This is a genomic window from Paenibacillus spiritus (assembly GCF_008710135.1).
Lineage (GTDB): Bacteria > Bacillota > Bacilli > Paenibacillales > Paenibacillaceae > Paenibacillus_AQ > Paenibacillus_AQ glufosinatiresistens.
Genome location: NZ_VYKK01000005.1, coordinates 381,934 through 402,262, shown reverse-complemented (window position 1 = coordinate 402,262; position 20,329 = coordinate 381,934). Strand labels below are relative to the sequence as shown.

17 protein-coding genes are annotated in these 20,329 nt (G+C 58.8%); 4 read left to right on the top strand and 13 right to left on the bottom strand.

The features are described 5' to 3' along the window. Positions 1-2 precede the first annotated feature (2 nt). Together thrS and F4V43_RS06365 are read right to left on the bottom strand one after the other, a co-directional pair. Positions 3-1,931: a threonine--tRNA ligase gene (gene thrS, locus F4V43_RS06370; protein ID WP_150457393.1), complete on the bottom strand. Its 1,929-nt coding sequence runs from the start codon at positions 1,929-1,931 to the stop codon at positions 3-5. 370 nt (positions 1,932-2,301) lie between these two features. Beyond that, positions 2,302-4,095: an ABC transporter substrate-binding protein gene (locus F4V43_RS06365; protein ID WP_150457392.1), complete on the bottom strand. Its 1,794-nt coding sequence runs from the start codon at positions 4,093-4,095 to the stop codon at positions 2,302-2,304. Between the two features lie 154 nt (positions 4,096-4,249). Here F4V43_RS06365 and F4V43_RS06360 point away from each other — a divergent pair, with 154 nt between their 5' ends. After that, positions 4,250-5,500 (top strand): MDR family MFS transporter, encoded by a 1,251-nt coding sequence (locus F4V43_RS06360; protein ID WP_150457391.1) that lies wholly within the window; start codon positions 4,250-4,252, stop codon positions 5,498-5,500. 302 nt (positions 5,501-5,802) lie between these two features. Here the strand turns inward: F4V43_RS06360 and F4V43_RS06355 are convergent, their stop codons facing one another. Together F4V43_RS06355 and F4V43_RS06350 are read right to left on the bottom strand one after the other, a co-directional pair. Further along, positions 5,803-6,576, bottom strand: a complete 774-nt coding sequence (locus F4V43_RS06355) for an SDR family NAD(P)-dependent oxidoreductase (RefSeq protein ID WP_150457390.1) — start codon at positions 6,574-6,576, stop codon at positions 5,803-5,805. 16 nt (positions 6,577-6,592) lie between these two features. Next, entirely contained in the window at positions 6,593-7,102 is a 510-nt protein-coding gene (locus F4V43_RS06350) for a GNAT family N-acetyltransferase (RefSeq protein WP_150457389.1), read from the bottom strand. A 161-nt stretch (positions 7,103-7,263) separates the two neighbouring features. On the opposite strand from F4V43_RS06350, the gene xerS reads away from it, so the two are divergent. After that, positions 7,264-8,346, top strand: coding sequence for a tyrosine recombinase XerS (xerS, locus tag F4V43_RS06345; RefSeq protein ID WP_150457388.1), 1,083 nt, complete (start codon positions 7,264-7,266; stop codon positions 8,344-8,346). 388 nt (positions 8,347-8,734) lie between these two features. On the opposite strand, the gene glp is transcribed toward xerS, so the two are convergent. From glp to F4V43_RS06310, 7 genes are all read right to left on the bottom strand, one after another. Beyond that, positions 8,735-10,009 carry a gephyrin-like molybdotransferase Glp gene (gene glp, locus F4V43_RS06340; RefSeq protein WP_150457387.1) on the bottom strand — a complete coding sequence of 425 codons (1,275 nt, stop codon included), beginning with the start codon at positions 10,007-10,009 and terminating at the stop codon, positions 8,735-8,737. Between the two features lie 129 nt (positions 10,010-10,138). Further along, positions 10,139-10,645: a DUF4178 domain-containing protein gene (locus tag F4V43_RS06335; RefSeq protein WP_150457386.1), complete on the bottom strand. Its 507-nt coding sequence runs from the start codon at positions 10,643-10,645 to the stop codon at positions 10,139-10,141. Positions 10,646-10,669: 24 nt separating this feature from the next. After that, positions 10,670-11,341 carry a PspA/IM30 family protein gene (locus F4V43_RS06330; RefSeq protein ID WP_150457385.1) on the bottom strand — a complete coding sequence of 224 codons (672 nt, stop codon included), beginning with the start codon at positions 11,339-11,341 and terminating at the stop codon, positions 10,670-10,672. Positions 11,342-11,411: 70 nt separating this feature from the next. Then, positions 11,412-11,753, bottom strand: a complete 342-nt coding sequence (locus tag F4V43_RS06325; protein WP_150457384.1) for a hypothetical protein — start codon at positions 11,751-11,753, stop codon at positions 11,412-11,414. A gap of 38 nt (positions 11,754-11,791) precedes the next feature. Further along, complete coding sequence (locus F4V43_RS06320; protein ID WP_150457383.1) at positions 11,792-12,730, bottom strand: dihydroorotate dehydrogenase; 939 nt, start codon at positions 12,728-12,730, stop codon at positions 11,792-11,794. Beyond that, on the bottom strand, positions 12,723-13,427 hold the full coding sequence (locus tag F4V43_RS06315) for a dihydroorotate dehydrogenase electron transfer subunit (protein WP_150457382.1): 705 nt from the start codon (positions 13,425-13,427) through the stop codon (positions 12,723-12,725). Before F4V43_RS06315 ends, F4V43_RS06320 begins: the two co-directional genes overlap by 8 nt. A 79-nt stretch (positions 13,428-13,506) precedes the next feature. Next, positions 13,507-14,541, bottom strand: a complete 1,035-nt coding sequence (locus F4V43_RS06310) for an NADH:flavin oxidoreductase/NADH oxidase (protein WP_150457381.1) — start codon at positions 14,539-14,541, stop codon at positions 13,507-13,509. A gap of 185 nt (positions 14,542-14,726) precedes the next feature. Between F4V43_RS06310 and F4V43_RS06305 the strand changes: the two genes are divergently transcribed. After that, entirely contained in the window at positions 14,727-15,590 is an 864-nt protein-coding gene (locus tag F4V43_RS06305; protein WP_150457380.1) for a polysaccharide deacetylase family protein, read from the top strand. Positions 15,591-15,687: 97 nt separating this feature from the next. Here F4V43_RS06305 and F4V43_RS06300 read toward each other — a convergent pair whose 3' ends face one another. Then, a complete protein-coding gene (locus F4V43_RS06300) occupies positions 15,688-16,350 on the bottom strand; it encodes a 3D domain-containing protein (protein ID WP_150457379.1) in 663 nt (220 codons plus the stop codon). Between the two features lie 283 nt (positions 16,351-16,633). Here F4V43_RS06300 and ppk1 point away from each other — a divergent pair, with 283 nt between their 5' ends. Continuing rightward, a complete protein-coding gene (gene ppk1, locus F4V43_RS06295; RefSeq protein ID WP_150457378.1) occupies positions 16,634-18,760 on the top strand; it encodes a polyphosphate kinase 1 in 2,127 nt (708 codons plus the stop codon). Here the strand turns inward: ppk1 and F4V43_RS06290 are convergent. Continuing rightward, a complete protein-coding gene (locus F4V43_RS06290; protein WP_150457377.1) occupies positions 18,708-20,237 on the bottom strand; it encodes a Ppx/GppA phosphatase family protein in 1,530 nt (509 codons plus the stop codon). The genes ppk1 and F4V43_RS06290 overlap by 53 nt on opposite strands. Positions 20,238-20,329: the final 92 nt, after the last annotated feature.

Below are 20,329 nucleotides of genomic sequence, written 5' to 3'. Positions count from 1 at the left end.
CTTTAAATTCGAGATGAATGATCCGGCCGAGCCGCCTCCGCAATCAACTTCACGGCTGAGTCAAGCGGAAGCAGCTCCAGGCTCTCCCCGCCGCGGAGCCGGATGGTGACTGAATTTGATTCCTTCTCTTTCTCTCCGATTATCAATATATACGGTGTTTGACGAAGCGCCGCCTCTCTGATCCGGTATCCGATCTTCTCGGACCGGCTGTCCAGCTTCGTCCGGATGCCCTCCCTCTCCAGCTTAACCTGCACCGCATGCGCATAGTCACCGGTCGAGACGGATACAGGCAGGAGCACAGCCTGCACAGGTGACAGCCATGCCGGAAAAGCTCCGCCGTAATGCTCGGTCAACACGCCGATGAACCGGTCCAGCGCTCCATAGATCGCCCGGTGAATGACTACCGGACGATGCCTTTCTCCATCCTCGCCGATGTAGGCGAGATCGAATTTCTCCGGCATCTGAAAATCCAGCTGGATCGTCCCGCACTGCCAGCTTCGGCCCAGCGAATCCTGCAGATGAAAGTCGATCTTCGGTCCATAGAAGGCGCCGTCCCCTTCATTCAGCCGGTAGTCCAGCTTCATCCGTTCCAGGACGCGGCGCAGGCCCTGCTCGGCCTGCTCCCACAGCTCCGGCGAGCCCAGGGAATCCTCGGGCCGGGTGGACAGTTCAACCCGGTAGGAGAGTCCGAACAGATCGTACACCTCTCCGATCAGCGCGATAATTGCAGCGATCTCTTCCTCAATCTGACCGGGGGCAACGAACAGATGGGCGTCATCCTGACAGAAAGAACGCACCCGGGTCATGCCGCCCAGAGCGCCGGAGAATTCATGGCGGTGCACCTGGCCGAACTCCGCCAGGCGGATCGGCAGATCCCGGTAGGAGCGCAGCGCGCTTTTGTAGATCAGCATATGACCCGGACAGTTCATCGGCTTGAGCGCATACGGCGTTTCATCGACGTTCGTAAAGTACATATGCGCTTTGTAGTGATCGTAATGCCCCGACTTCTCCCACAGACGGTTGTTCATCATCAGCGGAGTCAGCACTTCCTGGTAGCCGGACCGGCGCATCAGGCGGCGGGATAAGTTCTGAAGCTCTTGGCGGAGCACCATTCCGTTCGGCAGATAAAACGGCATGCCCGGCGCTTCCTCCGAGAACAGGAACAGTTCAAGTTCGCGTCCAAGCTTGCGGTGATCCCGCCGTCTGGCTTCCTCCAGCCGCTGCAGGTGCCCGGCAAGCTCGGCTCCGCTCGAATACGCCGTGCCGTGAATGCGCTGCAGCATCGGACGCTTGGCATCTCCCTGCCAATACGCGCCGGCTACGCCCAGCAGCTTGACCGCCTTCAGCATCCCTGTTCTCGGAAGCAGCGGCCCCCGGCAGAGCAGGGCGAAGTCTTCGTGCTGATACAGCAGACCGGCCGCGTTCTTCTCCGGGTCCTGAAGCAGCGCTTCCAGCCTCAGCGTCTGTCCGCCGGTCTCCAGGAAGGCGGCCGCTTCCTCCCGGCTGACCTTCTGCCCGATCATCGGCAGATTGGCTTCCGCCAATCTTCGCATCTGCGCTTCCAGTTCGCGGAGGTCCGCTTCCGACAGACTGCCGTCCAAATGGAGATCGACGACGAAACCGTCCTCTGTGACCCGCATCTCCGCCACCTGCAGGCTGCGGTCTCCGTACAGAGCGGCAGCGGCCTGCGCGAGCAGGACGGCAGCACTTCTGCGGCAGATCTCACGTCCGTCCGGGCTGTCTCCCGGGACCGGCTCCAGACGGCTGTCCGACTCAAGCGGAGAGGCCAAATCGGTCAGCTCTCCGTTCACCCGGGCCGCTACCGCCGTCTTGCGGCTGCCCGGCTTGAGCAGGCCCAAAGCTACGCCCGCCGTCGTTCCCCGCTCCACCTTTCCATTCCCCGATCCCGGCAGTTCTACGTAAATTTCCATAACTGCGACTTCCTCCTTTCGTCATCCTAACCTTGTGTCATCGCAAAAAAGCGCACTTCGTCCGAAGGGACGAGGTGCGCTTGCGCTCGTGGTTCCACCCTAATTCGGCGCTTCGGCAGGCAGATTCATGCACGCGGAAGGCCCTTCATTGGAATCCGGTATCGGGGATCGGTCGGTGGGGCTTACCGCCGTCTTCACGGGAAGACGGGTTCAGAGCCACGGCTTCAGAGGGGTAACATCCGTCCGGTTCCGTAAGAAGCTTGCAGCGTTCGCCTCTCTCTCTGGAACGGCCCTTGGCCGGATATCATGTCTCTGTCATCGCCGGTATGAATTTGTTGTCCCTTACATTACAAGATAGACGACCCTTCCGTCAAGTCCTGGATGAAGAGCGCTTCACCCACAGCTTGCTGAGATCCATGAACCCGAACGCGCCCGGAGACAATCCCAGCAGACCGTCGCTGAGCTGCGCCTTCTTGTTGACGTGACAGCCATAGGCCAGCCACCGGTTCTCCCGCGCCAGCTCTTCGGCAGCGTCCAGCACGGCGATTCGCGCTCCTTCTTCTTTCTGGCAAAAGTCCCGGAACAGCTCCTCCAGCAGTCCGCTTCCTTCATCGTCAATCAGCAGGCTGAAATGGTTGCCCCCGCCCCGGTAGAAGTTCAGGAGGCCCCATTGCCAGTCATCCTCCAGCACTTCTTCAGACAGGAGCATATCCGTCTCCAAAATGGCTTCCTCCGGCAGATGGGCCGGCAGCGGTACGGGCTCCAGACGAAGGCCGACCGCTTCGCTGCGGCGCTTAAGCCAGGCGATCTCCTCCAGCTCGCTCTGCTTGTTTTTGAAGCCCACCGACACAGGCTCACCCCGGTATCCGGCCAGACGCAGCAGCTCTCTTACCCGTTCCGGCGATTCTTCCGGCAGTACGAACGCCCGGCTCTTCCACGGCAAGAAGCTCGCAGCCGGCAAATAGCGGTTCCCGCCCAGCTCCCGGATCAGACCCTGCGGGTGATAGAGAAGCGCAATCGCTTCCCTGAGTTCCCGGCTGCGCTGAATATCCTCCCTGCGCATATTAAACAGCAAATACCGGCAGCCGAGCGCCGGATAATCGACGCTGCTCCCGTACAGCCCGTCCGCCAGCAGGTCGCCCGCATCCGCCTTCTCCTCGTCCCCGGGCAGATTGTAGAACCGGGTATGGGTATGTTGGTCGGGGAGAAACCAGATATCCACCCGGTCAAGCAGCGGCCGCATGCCGTAATATGTATCAAATGCGGTCAGAGACAGGATATCCTCATCCAGATGCGCAATGCGGAACGGTCCGGTCCCTACGGGCTTTCTCGCAAAATCGGCATCATGCGGGACAATAACGAGGTGAAAGCAGGCAACCAGATGAAGAAAGAAGCGGTTGGGCCGGCGAAGACGGAACGAGACCGTATAGTCTCCCTCTTCCCGAATCTCCTCGATGTCCTCATAGTGGCAGAAGGCCGGACTTCCCATATCCCGAAGCCGTTCAATTGTGAAGGCGACATCCCGGGCGAAGAAGGTGCGGCCATGGTGAAATTTGACCCCTTTGCGCAGGTAAAAGGTCCAGATCCGATCGTCTTCGGCTGATTCCCACGTATGCGCCAGTCCCGGCTCGAAGCCGTTTCTCTGTCCGTTGTAAACCACAAGCGTGCTGCAAATCTGGCTCAGCAGATAGGCTTCAAAGGCAGTGAACAGAAAGCCCGGCTCCAGCTTCTCCAGCCTTCGGTTGCGCATCATCCGCAGCACATCCTGTTCGGCGGAGACGTTCGCTTCGCTGCGGAAGCCCATTTCCGAGCTGAGGCGCCGCCACAGGCGCTCCCGGAGATGAACTTCCTCCGTGATTTGGCCGATCAGCTCAGCCGCTTCTTTCATTCTCCCTTTGGCCAGCAGTTGATCCAGGCTTCCCTCCAGCACGTCTTCCCGGCTCTTGAGAAGCTGCAACCGCGATCGGTTACCTCTTCCCCGTCCGGGGCGCCAGGCAATCAGGCCGCGCTCCTCCATTTTGCGAAGTATAAATTTCACATTGCGCGGCGTGCAGTAGAGGAAGTCCGATAACTGCTCGATCGTAACCGGACAACCCTCCGGTTCGGCTTCCGAACCTTCCAGCAGGTCGGCAAGACGCAGATAGTGGGCAATTCCCGGGTCCAATGGCGTTCCTCCTTCGAAATCCTTAAAGGTGAAAAGGAATGAATGCTCCTTACACTTTTCCTTCCCCTTTTATCAGGTACAATTATAGCGAGGTTTACATTAGGTTTACAATCCCTGATCTTCCAAATTTCTTCTAATCTCAAAGGAGGTAGCCATGAAAAGCCATCTTAGGGGGATTCACCCCCTGGCTTGGACCATTATTCTCGGGACGCTGTTCGGCCGTCTCGTCTCATCCATGAGCATTCCTTTTCTCTCCATCTACCTGGTTCGCCATCTGGGCGCATCCACCACACAGACCGGGATGACCATCGCAGTCAGCTCCCTCGCAGGCGTTCTGGTCTCTTTCTACGGGGGGTACATCTCAGATATTATCGGACGCAAGAAAGTCATGCTCTTCTCTATCTTCGGCTGGGCCTCCGTATTCGTCGCTTTCTCGGGTTCGACGGTTCTGTGGATGTTCTTCGTCGTCAACACGCTGAACGGTCTGTGCCGGGCGCTGTTCGAACCGACTTCCCGGGCGCTGCTCTCCGACATTACCTCTCCTGACAAGAAGCTTCTGATCTTCAATCTGCGCTATGCGGCGATCAATATCGGGGTGGTCTTTGGTCCCTTGGTGGGGGCTCAGCTGGGGTCAACGGAGAATACTTTCCCGTTTCTTCTGGGCGGCATCGTCTATGTGCTCTATGGACTCGTTCTGATTTTCCAATTCTCGCGCAACCGGGATACGCTTCCTGTGCCGGAACGGGTTGAAGCGCCCCGCCTCCGGGAAGCCATGGCGATTACCGGACGCGACCCGGTCTTCCTGCCGGTGCTCCTTGGGACCGTCTTCTGCGTTCTCGGCTATGCGCATTTCGGCTCAACCATGTCGCAGTATTTGGTGCTCAGTCCGCATTTCACCAACGGCGGGAAGCTGTTCTCCTACATGCTCTCCCTTAACGCTGTAATTGTGCTGGTTGTCCAGTTCCCGCTTGTTCGCAGCACGCGCAATCTTCCACCCGTGGTGCCGCTGATGATCGGCAATCTGTGCATCTGCGGCTCCATGCTGATGTTCGGAGCGGCTCAGGGAGTTGCTCTGCTGATGGCAGGCGTTGTCGTGTTCACCGTCGGCGAGGTGCTGATCTTCACCATGATGGACATGCTGATCGACCGGATCGCCAAACCGCAGTGGAAAGGCACCTACTTCGGCACGATCGGTTTCAACGGATTCGGCTACGTCCTGGCTCCGGTAATGGGAGGCATGATGCTCGATCAGTTCGGCGCGGGCAGCGGCCCGGCGCTCTTCATCCCCTTGGCAATTACAACGGCGCTCGGTCTTCCGCTGCTGTGGCTGGCTCACCGCCGGCTGATGGCGCGAGAAGCCGCGGAAGCGAAAGAGGAACAGCCCTGCGACACAATCGCAGGATGATTGTCCTGGCATACCCTTTTTACATATGCGGTTCTGGTTGAAGCAGAAGCGGGCCTGGCAGGGTTCGCTTTTTCACGGGTTTAAGGGGTTCGGTGTTCGTTGGTTGCGTTTGCTGAATTGTGGCGGCGGGTGAGGATGGAATGGATTTTTCTATTTTGAATTTTTCATATGTTGAAATTTTGTTTTGTTGGCACGGAAATCGCCTATTCTAAATTCAAAAGTCAATCTTTGGGTTTCAATCGGGGGTGATAACCGGGATATACAGTAGATTAAGTTTACATAATATTTATTATATTTAGTTGCTAAAAGCCGAAGATGCTCATTCCCCCGTCAACAATCAAAGTCTGGCCCGTCATGTAGGACGAAGCCTCGGATGCCAGGAACACGACGGGACCGACCAGTTCGCCAAGCTCACCGATCCGGCCCATCGGTGTCCGGTCCAGAATGCGGCTCAGATACGCTTCGTCCGCAAGCACCTTCTCCGACAGCGGAGTCTTGAAATACCATGGCCCCACTCCGTTGACCCGAATTCCGTAAGGCGCCCATTCCAGCGCCAAATTCCGGGTCATCTGAATTATCCCGGCTTTCGTCGCTCCATAGACGACCCCGGTCCGCAGAGCGGTCACACCCGCCACCGAAGCGATATTAATGATGCTCCCTCCCCCCTGCTCTTTCATGAAGCCGGCAGCCTGCTGCGAACCGATCAGCGCCGATTTCAGATTCGTACCGACGATGGTCTCCCATTCGCTATCCGTGACTTCAAGGGCTGGCGTCCGTATGTTCATGCCGGCGTTGTTGATCCAGATGTCCAGCCGCCCGAGATCGGCCAAGGCCTGTGCGGCCGTCTTCTCCATCGCTGCACGGTCGCTGACATCTGCGGCATATCGGAAGCTGCGGGCGCTCGATACTTGTTCGATCAGGGCCGACGTCTGTTCCAGATCGGCCATTGTCCGCGACACGAGCGCCACGTCGCAGCCTGCTTCAGCAAGGCCGACAGCGAGCGCCCGGCCGATGCCCTTCCCCGCGCCGGTAACCAGCGCGGTCTTGCCAGTCAACTGAAAGGATGGCAAATACAAGCCTTTCATCTCCTTTTTAATCGTTAACATTATTAACTTTTAATGTATTAAAATATTGGCTGGGGTTGCCCTGACGATGGTCATACCGTTCTTCATAGATTCCGTTCGTATATTCTCCGATTACGCGCCGCCAGAAGGTGCGCGCCGGCGTGTTGGCCCGCACCTGGGAGACTTTCCAGTCTCCGGGGAACATATCGAACAGCCGGTGGGCCGCCCAGGTGCCGACGCCGAAGCGGCGGTATTTTTGCATGACAAAAAATTCCGTCATATAAAAGTCGCCCTCCGGACTTCTCAGCAGCCGATCCACCAGCGCAAAACCGGCGGGATGGCCGTCGCATGTAATCAAGTACGGATACTTGTTGCTGCCGCTGTTCCAGTAAGCTTCCAGCCCCGGATACTCGGGAAATGCCCCGCTGCGGTCGACATGGATATCGAGGTACCGGGTAAAGTCGTACAGATAGAACTGCATCAGCCGTGAAATCACGGTCTTGCGCTCGTAGGGGACCCGTTCAAGTCCGAGTTCCATGTAGTCACCTCTGTATGTTCGCCATATTCTGTTAAACATCATAGCGCTTTGCTTCTCCTGCCGCAAGGCGGCCCGGTCTCGGACCGTCCTCTCCTCTGCCCCTGCCTGTGATACAATGAAGATTGATCGGTCTGATTCTACTTAAGCGCAGGTGAACCTTCGTGAGCATTCAGAAAACAAGCGACCGCAGGAAGCTGGAAGAGCATCTTCCATCGCTTCCGTGGTTCGTACAGCAATTCATTGATTACAAGCTGCCTGACCTCTCCCCCTCTTCGCTGCTGGAGTATGTCCGGGATTATGAGTTCTTCTTCGGCTACCTTCGCATGGAGGGGCTGTCCGAGGCCGGGAAGAACGCCGACATTACACTGCTGGATCTGGAGCGCCTCCACATGGACAGCATTGTCGGCTACCGTCTGTACCTGACCACACGAATGGAAGGAACCAACTCGCGGACGACGGTCTCCCGCAAGCTGTCCGCCCTCCGCTCTCTGTTCCATTATCTGAGCCAGATCGCCGAGGACGAGCACTTCTACCCGCTCCTCAAGCGCAATGTAATGGCCAAGGTTGAGATCAAACGCATCCACAAGCCGAAGGATACGGCCGCCAAGCTGAAGGGCAAAATTCTGGAGGAGGAGGAACTGCTGGAATTTGTCGGCTATATTCTGGACGGCTACGGCCGGGACGTCGAACGCAACAAGCAGGCGCATTATGCCCATCTGCAGAACCGGGAACGCGATGCCTGCATTGCAAGTCTGATCCTGAATTCCGGGCTGCGCGTCTCGGAAGTGGTGAACCTCAACCTGGACGATCTCGATCTGAACAATAAGCTGCTCTACGTCTACCGGAAGGGCAACAATGATGAGACCTTCAAGACACCGGTCTATTTCCGCGAGCAGGCCAAGGATGAGCTGTCCGCCTATCTGGCTGTCCGCCAGGCCCGGTACCATACGCCCAAACGCGAGAAGGCCCTCTTCATCACGCTTCCCAACGGCGCTTCCGAAGGCAAGCGGATGACCAAACGGGCCATTCAAGAGATGATTATCAAGTATGCCAAACGCTTCGGCAAGCCGTTTTTGACCGTGCACAAGCTAAGACATTCGTTCGCGACGGATTATTATCTCCAGAATGATATTTACAAGACCAAAGAGCAGCTCGGCCATGCCTCTACGGAGACCACGGAGGTCTATGCGCATCTGACGGACAAGACCATGTCCGAGGCCATCGAGCGGCGAAACGGAAACTAGGATAGGCTTGCCTTTCGGCACGCGATACCCGGACGGCAAGCAGCGCTCGAATGGCGGAGGATTCCGGAGCTGCAAGAAGGTACAAGGGCGGGCCGGTTCGGGAAGACGGCCGCCCTTTTTACTTTTTGTGCCAAGTTTGGCGGAGTGATAAAGACGGCTCTTGCGGAGGGTCGGCGGGAATAACGAAAGAGAAAGAAGCGTGATATTCCTTGTGTGAATTTTTCATATGTTGTAATTTGATAATAAGTAGCGTAAATGAACGGCGGCTCTTCTTGGCTGCCGCCGTTCTGGGCGATTGGCCGTTCTGGGCGAATCGTGCAAGGCGCTGTTAAGCTGGCGGCCGTTCTCAGTCGTCCGTTATCGCCGAAGCTTCTCGGAGATCCCCTCCTCAGGGAAGCCGAATCACCGTCACTTCTGAACCGGCGGCCAGGCGGGTCTCATCCTCGGGCACGACGATCAGGCAGTCGCTCTTCATGATCGTGACCGTCACGCTCGACTCGTCTATGCCTGACGGGACCGCATACAGACGGCCTTCCCTAGCTTCCAGCCGGGCGCGCACCAGGCGGGTAAAATTGCCTTTCTTCCGGTAATCCTCCGCCAGCACCGCCTTCCATTCCGGCAGATCGGGCTCCCGGCGGCCCAGCATACGGCCGATCAGCGGGCGGGCCAGAAGCTGGAAGCCGACGTAACAGGCCCCCGGGTTGCCCGAGAGCGCCAGCAGCAGCTTGCCGCCCCGGACAGCCGCCGTGGTGACGCTGCCCGGCCGCATCGCCACTTTGTTGAAGAGCATGCCGGCGCCGCTCTCGCGCACAAGATCGCCCATAATGTCATAATCGCCCACCGACACTCCCCCGGTCGTCAGAACGAGGTCATACAGCTCCAGCGCCATCTGAATCCGGCTGCGAGCCTGCTCCAGATCATCGGCGATGACGCCAAGCGGCACAGCCTCTGCGCCGCACTGCGAGAGAAGCGCCGTAAGCATCGGCGAATTGCTGTCTCTGATCTTGCCGGGCTCCAGCGGCACGCCGGCATCCAGCAGCTCGCTGCCGGTGGCGAATACGGCTACCCGCGGTCTGCGGATAACCGGAACTTCCGGGATTCCCAGAGCGGCGAGCATGGCGATTTCTCCGGGACCTATATCGGTCCCGGGAAGCAGGACCGCCTCTCCTTCCTCCAGCTCCAGACCGCGGCGCGTGATGTGCTGGCCCCGTTCGGCCCGGACCTGAATCCGGACAGTTCCCCCGCCGCCGTCCTTCCCGCCGGTCTCCGGCGTTTCGGTCATCTCCAGCATCACCACCGCATCGGCGCCTTCCGGGATCGGCGCGCCGGTCATTATCCGCGCTGCCGTACCGGACACAATCGGCACCGTTCCCACCGAGCCGCACGGAATCTCTTCGACAATCCGAAGCGTAAGGCTCTCTCCATCTTGGCAACGCTCCGTATCGGCGGCCCGGATCGCGTAGCCGTCCATTGCCGAACGGTCAAACGCCGGAAAAGGATGAGACGCCCGAATTTCTTCGGCCAGCACCCGTCCCGCAGCCTGCGCCAGCGGCACCTTCTCGCTGCCGCCCTGCACCGCCTGTTCCATCAGCAGGCGGTGCGCTTCCATTAGCGGCAGCGCCTGCCGCTCGAACCGGCCTGTCCGTTCCTTCTCTTCACCCATGCTTCTTCTCTCCCTTCCTGCTCCTTAGGGACTTGGCAGTGCTACTTGCAACGATCAAAAAAGGGGTATCCCGCCGGCTGCACGCCGTACGGAATACCCCTTAACCTTAGAACGCCGGATGCCTTCCGGTCAAGATGCCCGGATGACCCGGACATCGCCCGGGATTGTCTTCTCGCCTTCGTAGAGGACGAACCGGCCGTTCTGCCACTCGATTCGCAGCAGCCGGCTGTTGTCAGCCTGGAACTGCCAGACATGCTGTTCTCCCGCATTCATGAACGGCGTCTGCCCGCTGACGGCCACGTATCCTTCGTATTCTTCTTCCAGATAGTAAGTCTCGTCATCCAGCACCATTGTGGCCGGAACCTCGGTCAGACTGTCCATACGCCCATCGATGGAGCGGTACAGCGCGAATTGAAGCTGCTCCCTCTGTTCGATGTGGAGATAGGCGATGTCGGCCCCGTCGCGAAGCGTGAGCAGGACCGTGTTGCGGCTGCGGTTGCTGACCCGGCCCGTCACTTCATAGGTAACGAGGGACACTTCGCAGATATCCCCCGGCGACAGCTGCAGGACGCTCTTCTCGGCTACAGGCGCCGGAGCCTTCGAGAATAGATTGCCGATACGCTTCCATACGCTCATTGAGGCCGTTCCTCCCGGTTCCGGTTATTGCTGCTTGTCGTACTGCTTCATCAGGGCGGCCAGCTCGTCCTCTACGCCCTGATCCTTGCCGAGCTGCTCGAACTCGTCGTCGAGCGACTTGCGTCCGGAGTTCATCTCGTTGCTGGCTTCGGCATGGGCTTCCGCCTGCAGCATCTTCTCCTCCATCCGCTTGAGTCCGGCCGTAGCCGAATCGGAGCTGAATCCGCTCATGGCCTTGTTGATCTCGGTCTGGGCCTTGGCCGCATTGTAGCGGGCGACCAGCGTCTCACGCTTGCTCTTCATCTGGCCGAGCTGCTTGCGCATTTCTTCCAGCTTCGCGCGCAGGTTGTCGGCGGAAGCCTTGTTCTGGTCGTAGCTGGTCTTGTACTCGGCCATCTTGCCTTCGGCCGTCTTCTTCTCTTCCAGCGCGCGGCGGGCCAGATCCGCATTGCCGGCCTGGGCGGCTGCATGGGCCTGCTGGTTGCGCTTGGTTACCAGCGCTTCCTGCTCTTCATAGAGCTGTTTGAATTTCTTCTCGATGGCGATCTGGGCGGCGACCGCCTTCTCGGCGTCTTCCAGGTCTTCCGTCATATCGCGGATATACTGATCCGTCATCTTAATCGGGTCTTCGGCCTTGTCAATAATAGAGTTAATGTTGGACATCGTTAAATCGCGCAATCTTTTGAAAATCGACATGGGTTCATTCCTCCAAGAATAGTTTGGGAAACGCGTTTGGTTAGTATTACGCAGGACGGGGTTGGACGTTTCAAATTTTACCCACTAAATATTCTTTGACCCGTTCACCGACCACCTGAACCACTTCTTCAATCTCGGCGCGGGTCAGATTATCGTAGTGGATGCCCATGACCACGGTTACCGTTGTCTGCAGTTCCCGCGCTGCGCGAACCGCCACCGACTCGCTGATCGTATGCTCTTTGTGATGCGGCAGCCCTTGGGTCAATACCTGCACGGAGCCGTCATCGGCCAGATAGGCCGTGCTGCAGGCCCCGATATGGCGGACGCCGCCGGTAATCAACAGCAGCAGATCGTCGCCGACGGCGGATTCGACCAAGGTGATGTCATCCGGGTTAAAGCGCTGCGAAGGCAAGTTCAGTCCCCTTCCCTATCCTAAATTATACCCACATTCTAAACGATGCCGCGAATTTCATCCAGTGTCCGGATATTCTCGGACAGCATCAGCGCTTCGAGATCTGCAACCAGGTCCCGTCCCGCATCCAGGTTCATGAAATTATACGTCCCCACCTGGACGACGGCCGCACCTGCCATGATGAATTCCAGAATATCGGACGCGCTGGCGATTCCGCCCATGCCGATGACGGGAATCCGGACAGCCCGGGCTACCTGATGCACCATTCGCAGCGCAACCGGCTTGACCGCCGGGCCCGACAGACCGGCATAGAGATTGTGAAAAACGCTGGCGCGGCGGCGGATGTCAATCTTCATTCCGCTGATTGTGTTGATGAGGGAGACGGCGTCCGCTCCCTCCTCCTCGCACATCGCCGCCATCGAGGCGATGTCTTCGGCGTTCGGCGACAGCTTCACCGCAAGCGGCAGCGAGGTCGCCGCCCGAACGGCCCGGAGGACTTCCCGGGCCGCTACCGTGCGCACGCCGAAGGCGATGCCGCCCTCCTTGACGTTCGGGCAGGAGATATTCAGCTCAATCATATCGACGGCCTTGGCACCGGCGGCCTCCCGCCGGGCGTTGTCGGACTGAATCAGCTCCGCGCCGCGGACATAGTCGTCCAGCGTCCCGCCGCCAAGATTGACAATCCGGGCGGTGTCGAGCGTCGCCCAATAGGGCGCCTCCTTCTCCAGGAAGGCCGGAATGCCGGGGTTCTCCAGACCGACGCTGTTGAGCATGCCGGACGGCGTCTCATACACCCGGGTTCCCGGATTGCCGGCCTTCGGATTCAGCGTCAGACCCTTGCCGGAGATGCCGCCTAGCAGATTCAGGTCGTAGCGCTGCCCGTATTCATGGCCGAAGCCGAACGTGCCGGATGCCATAACGACCGGATTCTTGAAGCGCACACCGGCAATGACGGCGTTCATATTCACTTCAGTCATGGAAGATCACCTCTTCCGACAGGAATACGGGGCCGTCCGCACATGCCTTGCGCTGCCCGTCCCGGCAGGAGACGCTGCAGACGAGACAGGCGCCGATGCCGCACGCCATCCGGTTCTCCAGCGAGAGATAGACCGCAGAGGAGCTTCCCGACGAGGAGGCCGCTATGCCTTTGAGCTGGGCGGCCTTCAGCATCGGATGCGGACCGCAGACGAAGACATGGTCGTAATCCGCAAAGTCGATCCGGTCCAGAATCAATCCGCCGACATCGACGGTCAGACGCGAGGCGAACGGTTCAAACGCTTCGGTCCGGAACGGTGCGCGGCTGAAGCCCAGGTAAATGTCGCTCGCCCCCAGCTCCCGTGCGCAGTAATACAGCGGGGCGATGCCGATGCCGCCGCCGACAAGGGCAACGCGTCCCTGAACGGAGGGAAATCCGGTTCCGAGCGGCCCTTCCAGGGATATCGGGTCTCCCGGCTTCAGACGGCTGAGAAGCTCCGTCCCTTCTCCGACCACATGGTACAGGAAGTCGATGCCGTCCTCCCCTACGTCATGAATGCTCAGCGGGCGGGACAGCACCGGGTAAGAGCTCCAGGCTCTTACCATATAGAATTGTCCCATCGCTCCTCCGTAGGCGCCTCCGACCCGGAGATGATACACCCCCTCGTTCAATCGCTCGTTAAACAATACCGTCCCCACGTTATCAAGCTCCTTCAAATTTTATCTTATTAAACATGCCGTAGAAGGAGCCGGATTTCTGTGATTTAGTTCACATCGGTCAGGCTTTTTTCCACACGCCTCTGACATAGGCTTCGGGAATATCGCGTACGCCGCCGAGCGCTTCCTGGGCATGCAGCGCCCAGTACGGATCGCTCAGCATGGCGCGGCCGACGGCAATAAGATCGGCCCGTCCCTCCGCCAGCGCCGCTTCTGCCTCCTTGGGGTCCTCCAGGCGGCCCACCGCAATAACCGGCACACCGGCACCCTGGCGGACTGCTTCCGCAAGCCCCACCTGGTAACCGGGGCCGGAAGTCGGAAGTCCGCCTGCTCCGATCGGGCCTTCGCCGCCCGAAGAGATGTGGAAGACGTCAACGCCCGCCGCATGATAGCGGGAGCAGAACTCCACCGCATAGTCCGTACCGTAGCCGCCGTCCACGTATTCGCGCGCGGAGACCCGCATCAGGAGCGGCATGCCTTCCGGCAATACGGCTTTTACGGCGCGTACGGTTTCTTCTCCGAAGAGCAGACGGTCCTGCCCATACCGGTCCTCCCGCTTGTTGGACAGCGGCGACAGGAATTGATGAATCAGGTAGCCGTGGGCGCCGTGAATTTCGACCGTGTCAAACCCGGCCTCCACCGCTCTGCGGGCAGCCGCCGCGTACGCGGCAACGAGGCGCTCGGCATCCTCGGTGGACAGCTCGGCCGGAACTTTCGACTTTCCGTCGAACGCGATGGCCGACGGAGCGACCGGCGGCTCCGCGTCCTGCGCCTTGCGGCCCGCATGGCCGAGCTGGATGCCGATCTTCGCGCCGTAGCTGTGCACAGCCTCCGTGATCCGTCTCCAGGCCGGGATCTGGTCGTCGCTCCAGATTCCTGTGTCCTGATTGGTAATCCGTCCGTCCGGCTCAATGCCCGACATCTCGGCGATCAGCAGTCCCGTGCCGCCGACCGCACGGCTGACATAATGAACATAATGCCAATCGTTGGGAATTCCGTCTTCGGCCACGACGCTGTATTGGCACATCGGGGGCATCACCACCCGGTTCTTCAGCTTCAGGTTCTTGATTTCATAAGGCGTGAACAGCTGAGCCATTGTTTTCTCCATCCTTCCGCCGCTTCCGGCTTTTTATTGTATTTGCATAGGGTAAGGTCCCCGGCTTTGCTATCCGCTAGTATACACCTCTTCACCCTCTTAAGAAAAGTAAGGAACTCTTCGCGGCGGATAAATCCTCCGGAGCCGGGGCAAACCAAGGAATATGCCGGAAGGGAGTCTTGAATATGCTTCATCGCCTGTTTCTGATCCTTGCAGCGGCTCTGCTCCTGCTGATTCCGTTCCCGGGGAACGCCGATTCCCGGAGAGCGGGCGCCGAAGCCGCCCGGTGGAGTGCCCGTTCTCCGGCGGCCTCGGACTCGGAGACGGCTCCGGCGCCCGCTTCGCAACCGGCCGGCCGCCAGCGGCCGGCGGCTTCCCTGGAGAAGGCCGAATCGCCGCTGACCCTGTCCCAACTGATCCGCCGCTATCCGGAGATCATTCGTGCCCGCGGTCCGCGGACGCCGGAGATAGCCCTGACCTTCGACGATGTTCCCGATCCCCGGTTCACACCGGCCATCCTCGATGTTCTGAAGCGCTCGGGGGTCAAGGCGACCTTCTTTATCGTCGGCAGCAGAGCGGAGAAGCATCCGGATCTGGTCGCCCGAATTATCAGGGAAGGACACAGCATCGGCAACCATTCCTACAACCATCCTTTGTTCACCAAAATGGGGGTGGCGGGGTTCCGATCGCAGATTTTGCGTACAGACGCTATCCTGAAGCGGACGGCAGGGTACCGTTCGAGACTGATCCGTCCTCCTTACGGAGAAATTACCGAGAAGCAGCTTCATTGGGCCCGGTCCAACGGCTACCGGATCATCAACTGGAACGTGGATTCCCAGGACTGGCGGGGGCTAAACAAAGCGCAGGTCAAGCGGAATGTGCTCTCCCGGGCAGCTAGAGGTTCCATCGTTCTTCAGCATGGGGGCGGCGGAGTCGGCAGCGACCTGAGCGGAACGATCGAGGCGCTGCCCGAGATTATCGGAACTCTTCGGGCCAGGGGCTACCGGCTGGTGACAGTGCCTGAACTGCTTGATCTGCCCGAGCGGTAAGCCAAGATACTCCGTGTGCCGCCCCTGAGTAACAGCAGAAAGCTCCGTTCCCGGATGGGACGGAGCTTTCTGCTGTTCAGGGTCATGATGAAGACGCTCAATCAATGAAGTAGAGCGTAACGTACTGGAAGCCGAATTCAGACACGAAGCTCTGGCTTCCCGGAATGAAGATGTCCACCCGGTTGCCCTTGATGGCGCTGCCCGTATCGGTTGCCGTTGCAACAAATGCGGTCTTCGGCAGTCCCGGATGGGAATGCCCCGTCACCAGCACCTTGGTACCCAGCGGGATCACGCTCGGATCGACCGCGATGGTGCCAAGCTTCAGCGGATTGCCAAAGTAGTCGATGGGTCCCCAGCCGTTCTCGCTTGCCGCCGAAGAATACGCCGTTGCTTTTACTTGAAGCGTTCCGGAGTAATTGAACGTCTTTCCCCATGCTTCAACCGTCTTCTCCGCAGGGGTAACTGAAAGGGCATGAAGCGCGGCTGCACCGCCTGCGGGCAGGGTCTCACGGGATGCCGCGCCGGCTTCGGCAACCGGGACAACAATCCGCAGACCCGGGTAGATGTTGTTCGGAGCAATGGACGGATTCGCCTTCAGCAGCGAATCCAGCTTTACGCTGTATTTTTGAGCGATACGATAGTAGGTAGTGCCCTCCTGGGCAACATGAATCCGGTCGGCCTGCGCTGGAAGCGCCGTCAGCAGAACGGATAGGCTGACAGCCGCAGCGGCTGCCGTTTTCCATATACGTTGCAAATTCATTTCTTCCTCCTTAGACAAATTTCTATGTAGGGTACCAATTCCTCACAGCTCTGAATATATCACAATTTTGTAACCTATGCCTATGTAATTGTTACCACTTTGAAACCACAGGTTGTAGCCAAGAGATTTTGGTTACATATTAAAGAATATGTTAACCTAAATATATTTTACATTCCGTTAACAAAACCGGTGGCGCAAACGGGTAAACTAATAGAAGCAGGTTAATCTGATAGAATGAGAGTTTGGCCGCCTACATACTATAGAATTTATGGAGGAGAACCCCATGAACGCCGACGACAAGAAGAAGCCGAATACCGCCCCCGCTCCCGCCATTCCCTATCTGAACCGGGATTTGAGCTGGATTGAATTCAACCGCCGGGTTCTTCAGGAAGCCCAAGACCCCGAGAATCCGCTGTTGGAACGCGCCCGGTTCCTGAGCATTGTCTCCAGCAATCTGGACGAGTTCATCAGCGTGCGCGTCGCAGGCATTCAGGACCAGATCCGGGCCGGCTACACCAAGAAGGATTTTACCGGCTACACGCCGTCCGGCCTGTATAAGCGCCTGTTCAAACGGGTAGGCAAAATGATCGGCGAGCAGTACCGCACCTACCGGGAGATCGCCCGACAACTTCAGAAAGAAGGGCTCGTGCTGACCCGCTACGACGATTTGAGCCATTCGCAGGAAGCTGCCATGGAGACTTATTACCAGGATATTATTTTTCCGGTACTTACCCCGATGGCCGTGGACCAGAGCCGTCCCTTCCCGCTCGTGCACAGCCAGTATGTCTACCTGGCCGTTCTTCTGGAGCGCGAAGACGAAGCCGAGGACGGCACGGAACCGTATTTTGCCATTCTGCAAATTCCTTCAAGCCTGCCACGCCTGATCCCTCTTCCCCACCGTGCCAACAGCAAGAAGCGGCAGTTCGTGTTCATTGAGGAAGTAATCCGCCGGCATATCCATACGTTGTTCAGCGGCTATCGGCCGATTGCGGTCAACGAGTTCCGGCTGACGCGCAATTCCGACCTGTCGATCGACGAGGAAGGGGCAGAGGATCTGCTGGAAGAGATCGAGAAGGAGCTTCGCAAACGCCGCCGCGGCATTCCGGCCCGGCTGGAGGTCCAGAAAGACATTCATCCCTATGCGCTGGAACAGCTTCAGGCAGAGTTTGAACTGGAAGATTTCGTCTTCGAAATCGACGGTCCGCTGGACCTCGGGTTTCTGCGTCATTTTGCCAACAGCCTCAAGGGATATCATGATTTGAACTATCCGCCGGTCAACCCGGTCTATCCTGCCGAATTCGCGGAGAATGAGGATTTCTTCGAAGTGCTTCGCCAGCGCGATGTGCTCGTCTATCACCCCTACGAATCGTTCGACGCCATGGTTGATTTCATAACGCAGGCTTCCGAGGACGACCAGGTGATGGCCATCAAGATGACCCTCTACCGCGTCAGCGGCAACTCGCCGCTGATCGCCGCCCTTGCCCGAGCGGCCGAATCCGGCAAGCAGGTCACGGTTGTGGTGGAGCTGAAGGCCCGGTTCGATGAGGAGCGCAACATCGCCTGGGCGCGCCAACTGGAGCAGGCGGGCTGCCATGTCGTCTACGGGCTGGTCGGACTCAAGACGCATGCCAAGATTACCCTGATCGTCCGCCAGGAGGGTCCCGAGCTTCGCCGCTATGTGCATATCGGAACCGGGAACTACAACGACAGCACCGCCAAGGTATATACAGACCTGAGTCTGTTCACCGCCCGGGAGAACATCGGTCTCGACGCCTCGGAGCTGTTCAACCAGATCACCGGCTATTCCGAGCAAAAGGACTGGAACGCCTTCATCGTCGCTCCCTCCGGCATGAGTCTGTCGCTGCAGAAGCTGATTCAGCGCGAAGCCTCCCATGCTGCGGCGGGGCGGCCCGCCCGCATCATCGGCAAGATGAATTCCCTGTCCAACCAGCAGGTGATCGACGATCTCTACGAAGCCGCCGGCGCCGGCGTGGCGATTGATTTGATCGTGCGGGGCGTCTGCTGTCTCCGGCCCGGCGTCGCCGGGCTCAGCGAGCGGATTACGGTGCGCAGCATTGTCGACCGCTTCCTGGAGCATTCCCGAATCTACTATTTCGAGAACGGGGGCAAGCCCGAGGTGTATCTGTCCAGCGCGGACTGGATGACCCGGAATCTGACGCGCCGGGTGGAGCTGATGTGTCCGGTGCAGGACCCGGTTATCCGCGGCCAGATCGTCAATATTCTCGGCTTGTCCCTTCAGGACAATGTCAAGGCCAGCTTCCTGCTGCCCGGCGGATATTACGAACGGGCGGACGACAAAAAGGCTCCGTTCCGGAGCCAGTTCGCCGCGATGGAAGTCAGCCGATGGAAGGAGCCTCAAGCTTCACCTTCAGATCCCAGGCATTCCTGAACGCCTTGAGGGCGTTCTCGATCTCTTCCTGACCCAGAAGCAGAGGTTCTTCGGTCTGAAGCTTGATATCCAGGCTGGCGCCGTGCCGTGAGGCCTTTAGCCCGGTAACCTGCCCCGTCTCGCCGGCATCGAGCGCGGCCGCGAGCTGGACCAGCGAGCCCAGCCGGTGAATCCATTCCTCGTCGGAAGGCAGAAGAATGTCTCTATGCAGAAGGGACAGCTTCTGCTTCCGGCTTTTGGTGCTGTAGGAGGCGATGAACGCGCACAGAACGAGCTGGCGGTGGCTGAGCCCGCGAACCGGAGCGTTCATCAGCCAGTAGCGCGTATGGCGCTTCGACTGATAATAGTTGACGTTCGAGCCGATCCGGTGCAGCAGGGACGAGACATAGAGCAGCATCCGCTGCTCATCCGTCCCTTCGTCTCCGAGCAGCCCCTCGTAGAGTTCCAGGGCCAGCTCGTGCACACGGCGCAGGTGTTCGGAAGACGCGCCGGCATCCAGCCGGAGAATTGTCCCGAGACTGTATTCCAGCGCACTCTTGCGAACGGGATGCCCGGGATCAAGCAGATCGTGAAGCATGCCTTCCCGCAAGCCTTCTCCGCTGATGACGGCCCGGGTCGCTCCCAGATATTCGTAGACGGTATGAAAGATAACCACACCCGATACAATAATATCGCTGCGGCTCTTGGACAGTCCCTCCAGGTCCTTGCGCTTGTCGTACGGCATGGCCGGGAGCGTCTCCGCGAACCGCCGCACGGTCTCGGTAGAGAGTGTGTAGCCATGCGTGTTGGGCAGCGAGTAATCGTGCTGCTTCATATCCAGCTTGCCGAGGGTGCGCAGCGTTCCGCCGAGGCCGTACAGCGGCAGGCCCGAGCCGGTGCTGAGCCAGTCATGCTCAACCAGGCGTCCCATGACATAGGCCTTCAGCTTCCGCACTTGTTCCTCGGTCCAGTTGCCGCCTTGTCCGAATCTCACATTCATATTGACCGCTCCGAACGGGAACGAGACGCTGCTGATATACTCTCTGCCCCGGAAGAGCGTGATCTCCGTACTGCCTCCGCCGATGTCGATGACAAAGCCGTCCTGCACGTCAAAGGCGTTGATGACGCCCAGAAAGCCGAAATAAGCCTCCTGGCTGCCGCTGATAAGCTCAATCCGGATGCCCGACTCTTCGGACAGAAACGCAATGATCTCCCGGGAATTGGCGGCGTTGCGGATCGCTGCCGTAGCGCCCGCGCGGATCTGGCCGACGCCGAATACGCCGCAGATGCGGACGAACTGCCGCAGCACCGGCAGAATGGGCTCCAACCGCTCCAGCTCCAGCCGCCCTTCGGCGGTAATCTTCTCGCTCAGGCGGGCGGAATACTTGCATTCCTTCACAATGCGGTAGCCGCCTTCCTCCGTAGTATCGTAGATGACCAGACGGATCGAGTTGGACCCGATGTCTATAATGCCGATTCGCTTCAAGTTGTCGCTCATAGGACGGTGCTCCTTTGCTTGTCAGGATGGACAGGGTCTACTACCATTTTACACCGGACCGGCAAATTTAACCGGACCGCCTCCTACAAAAA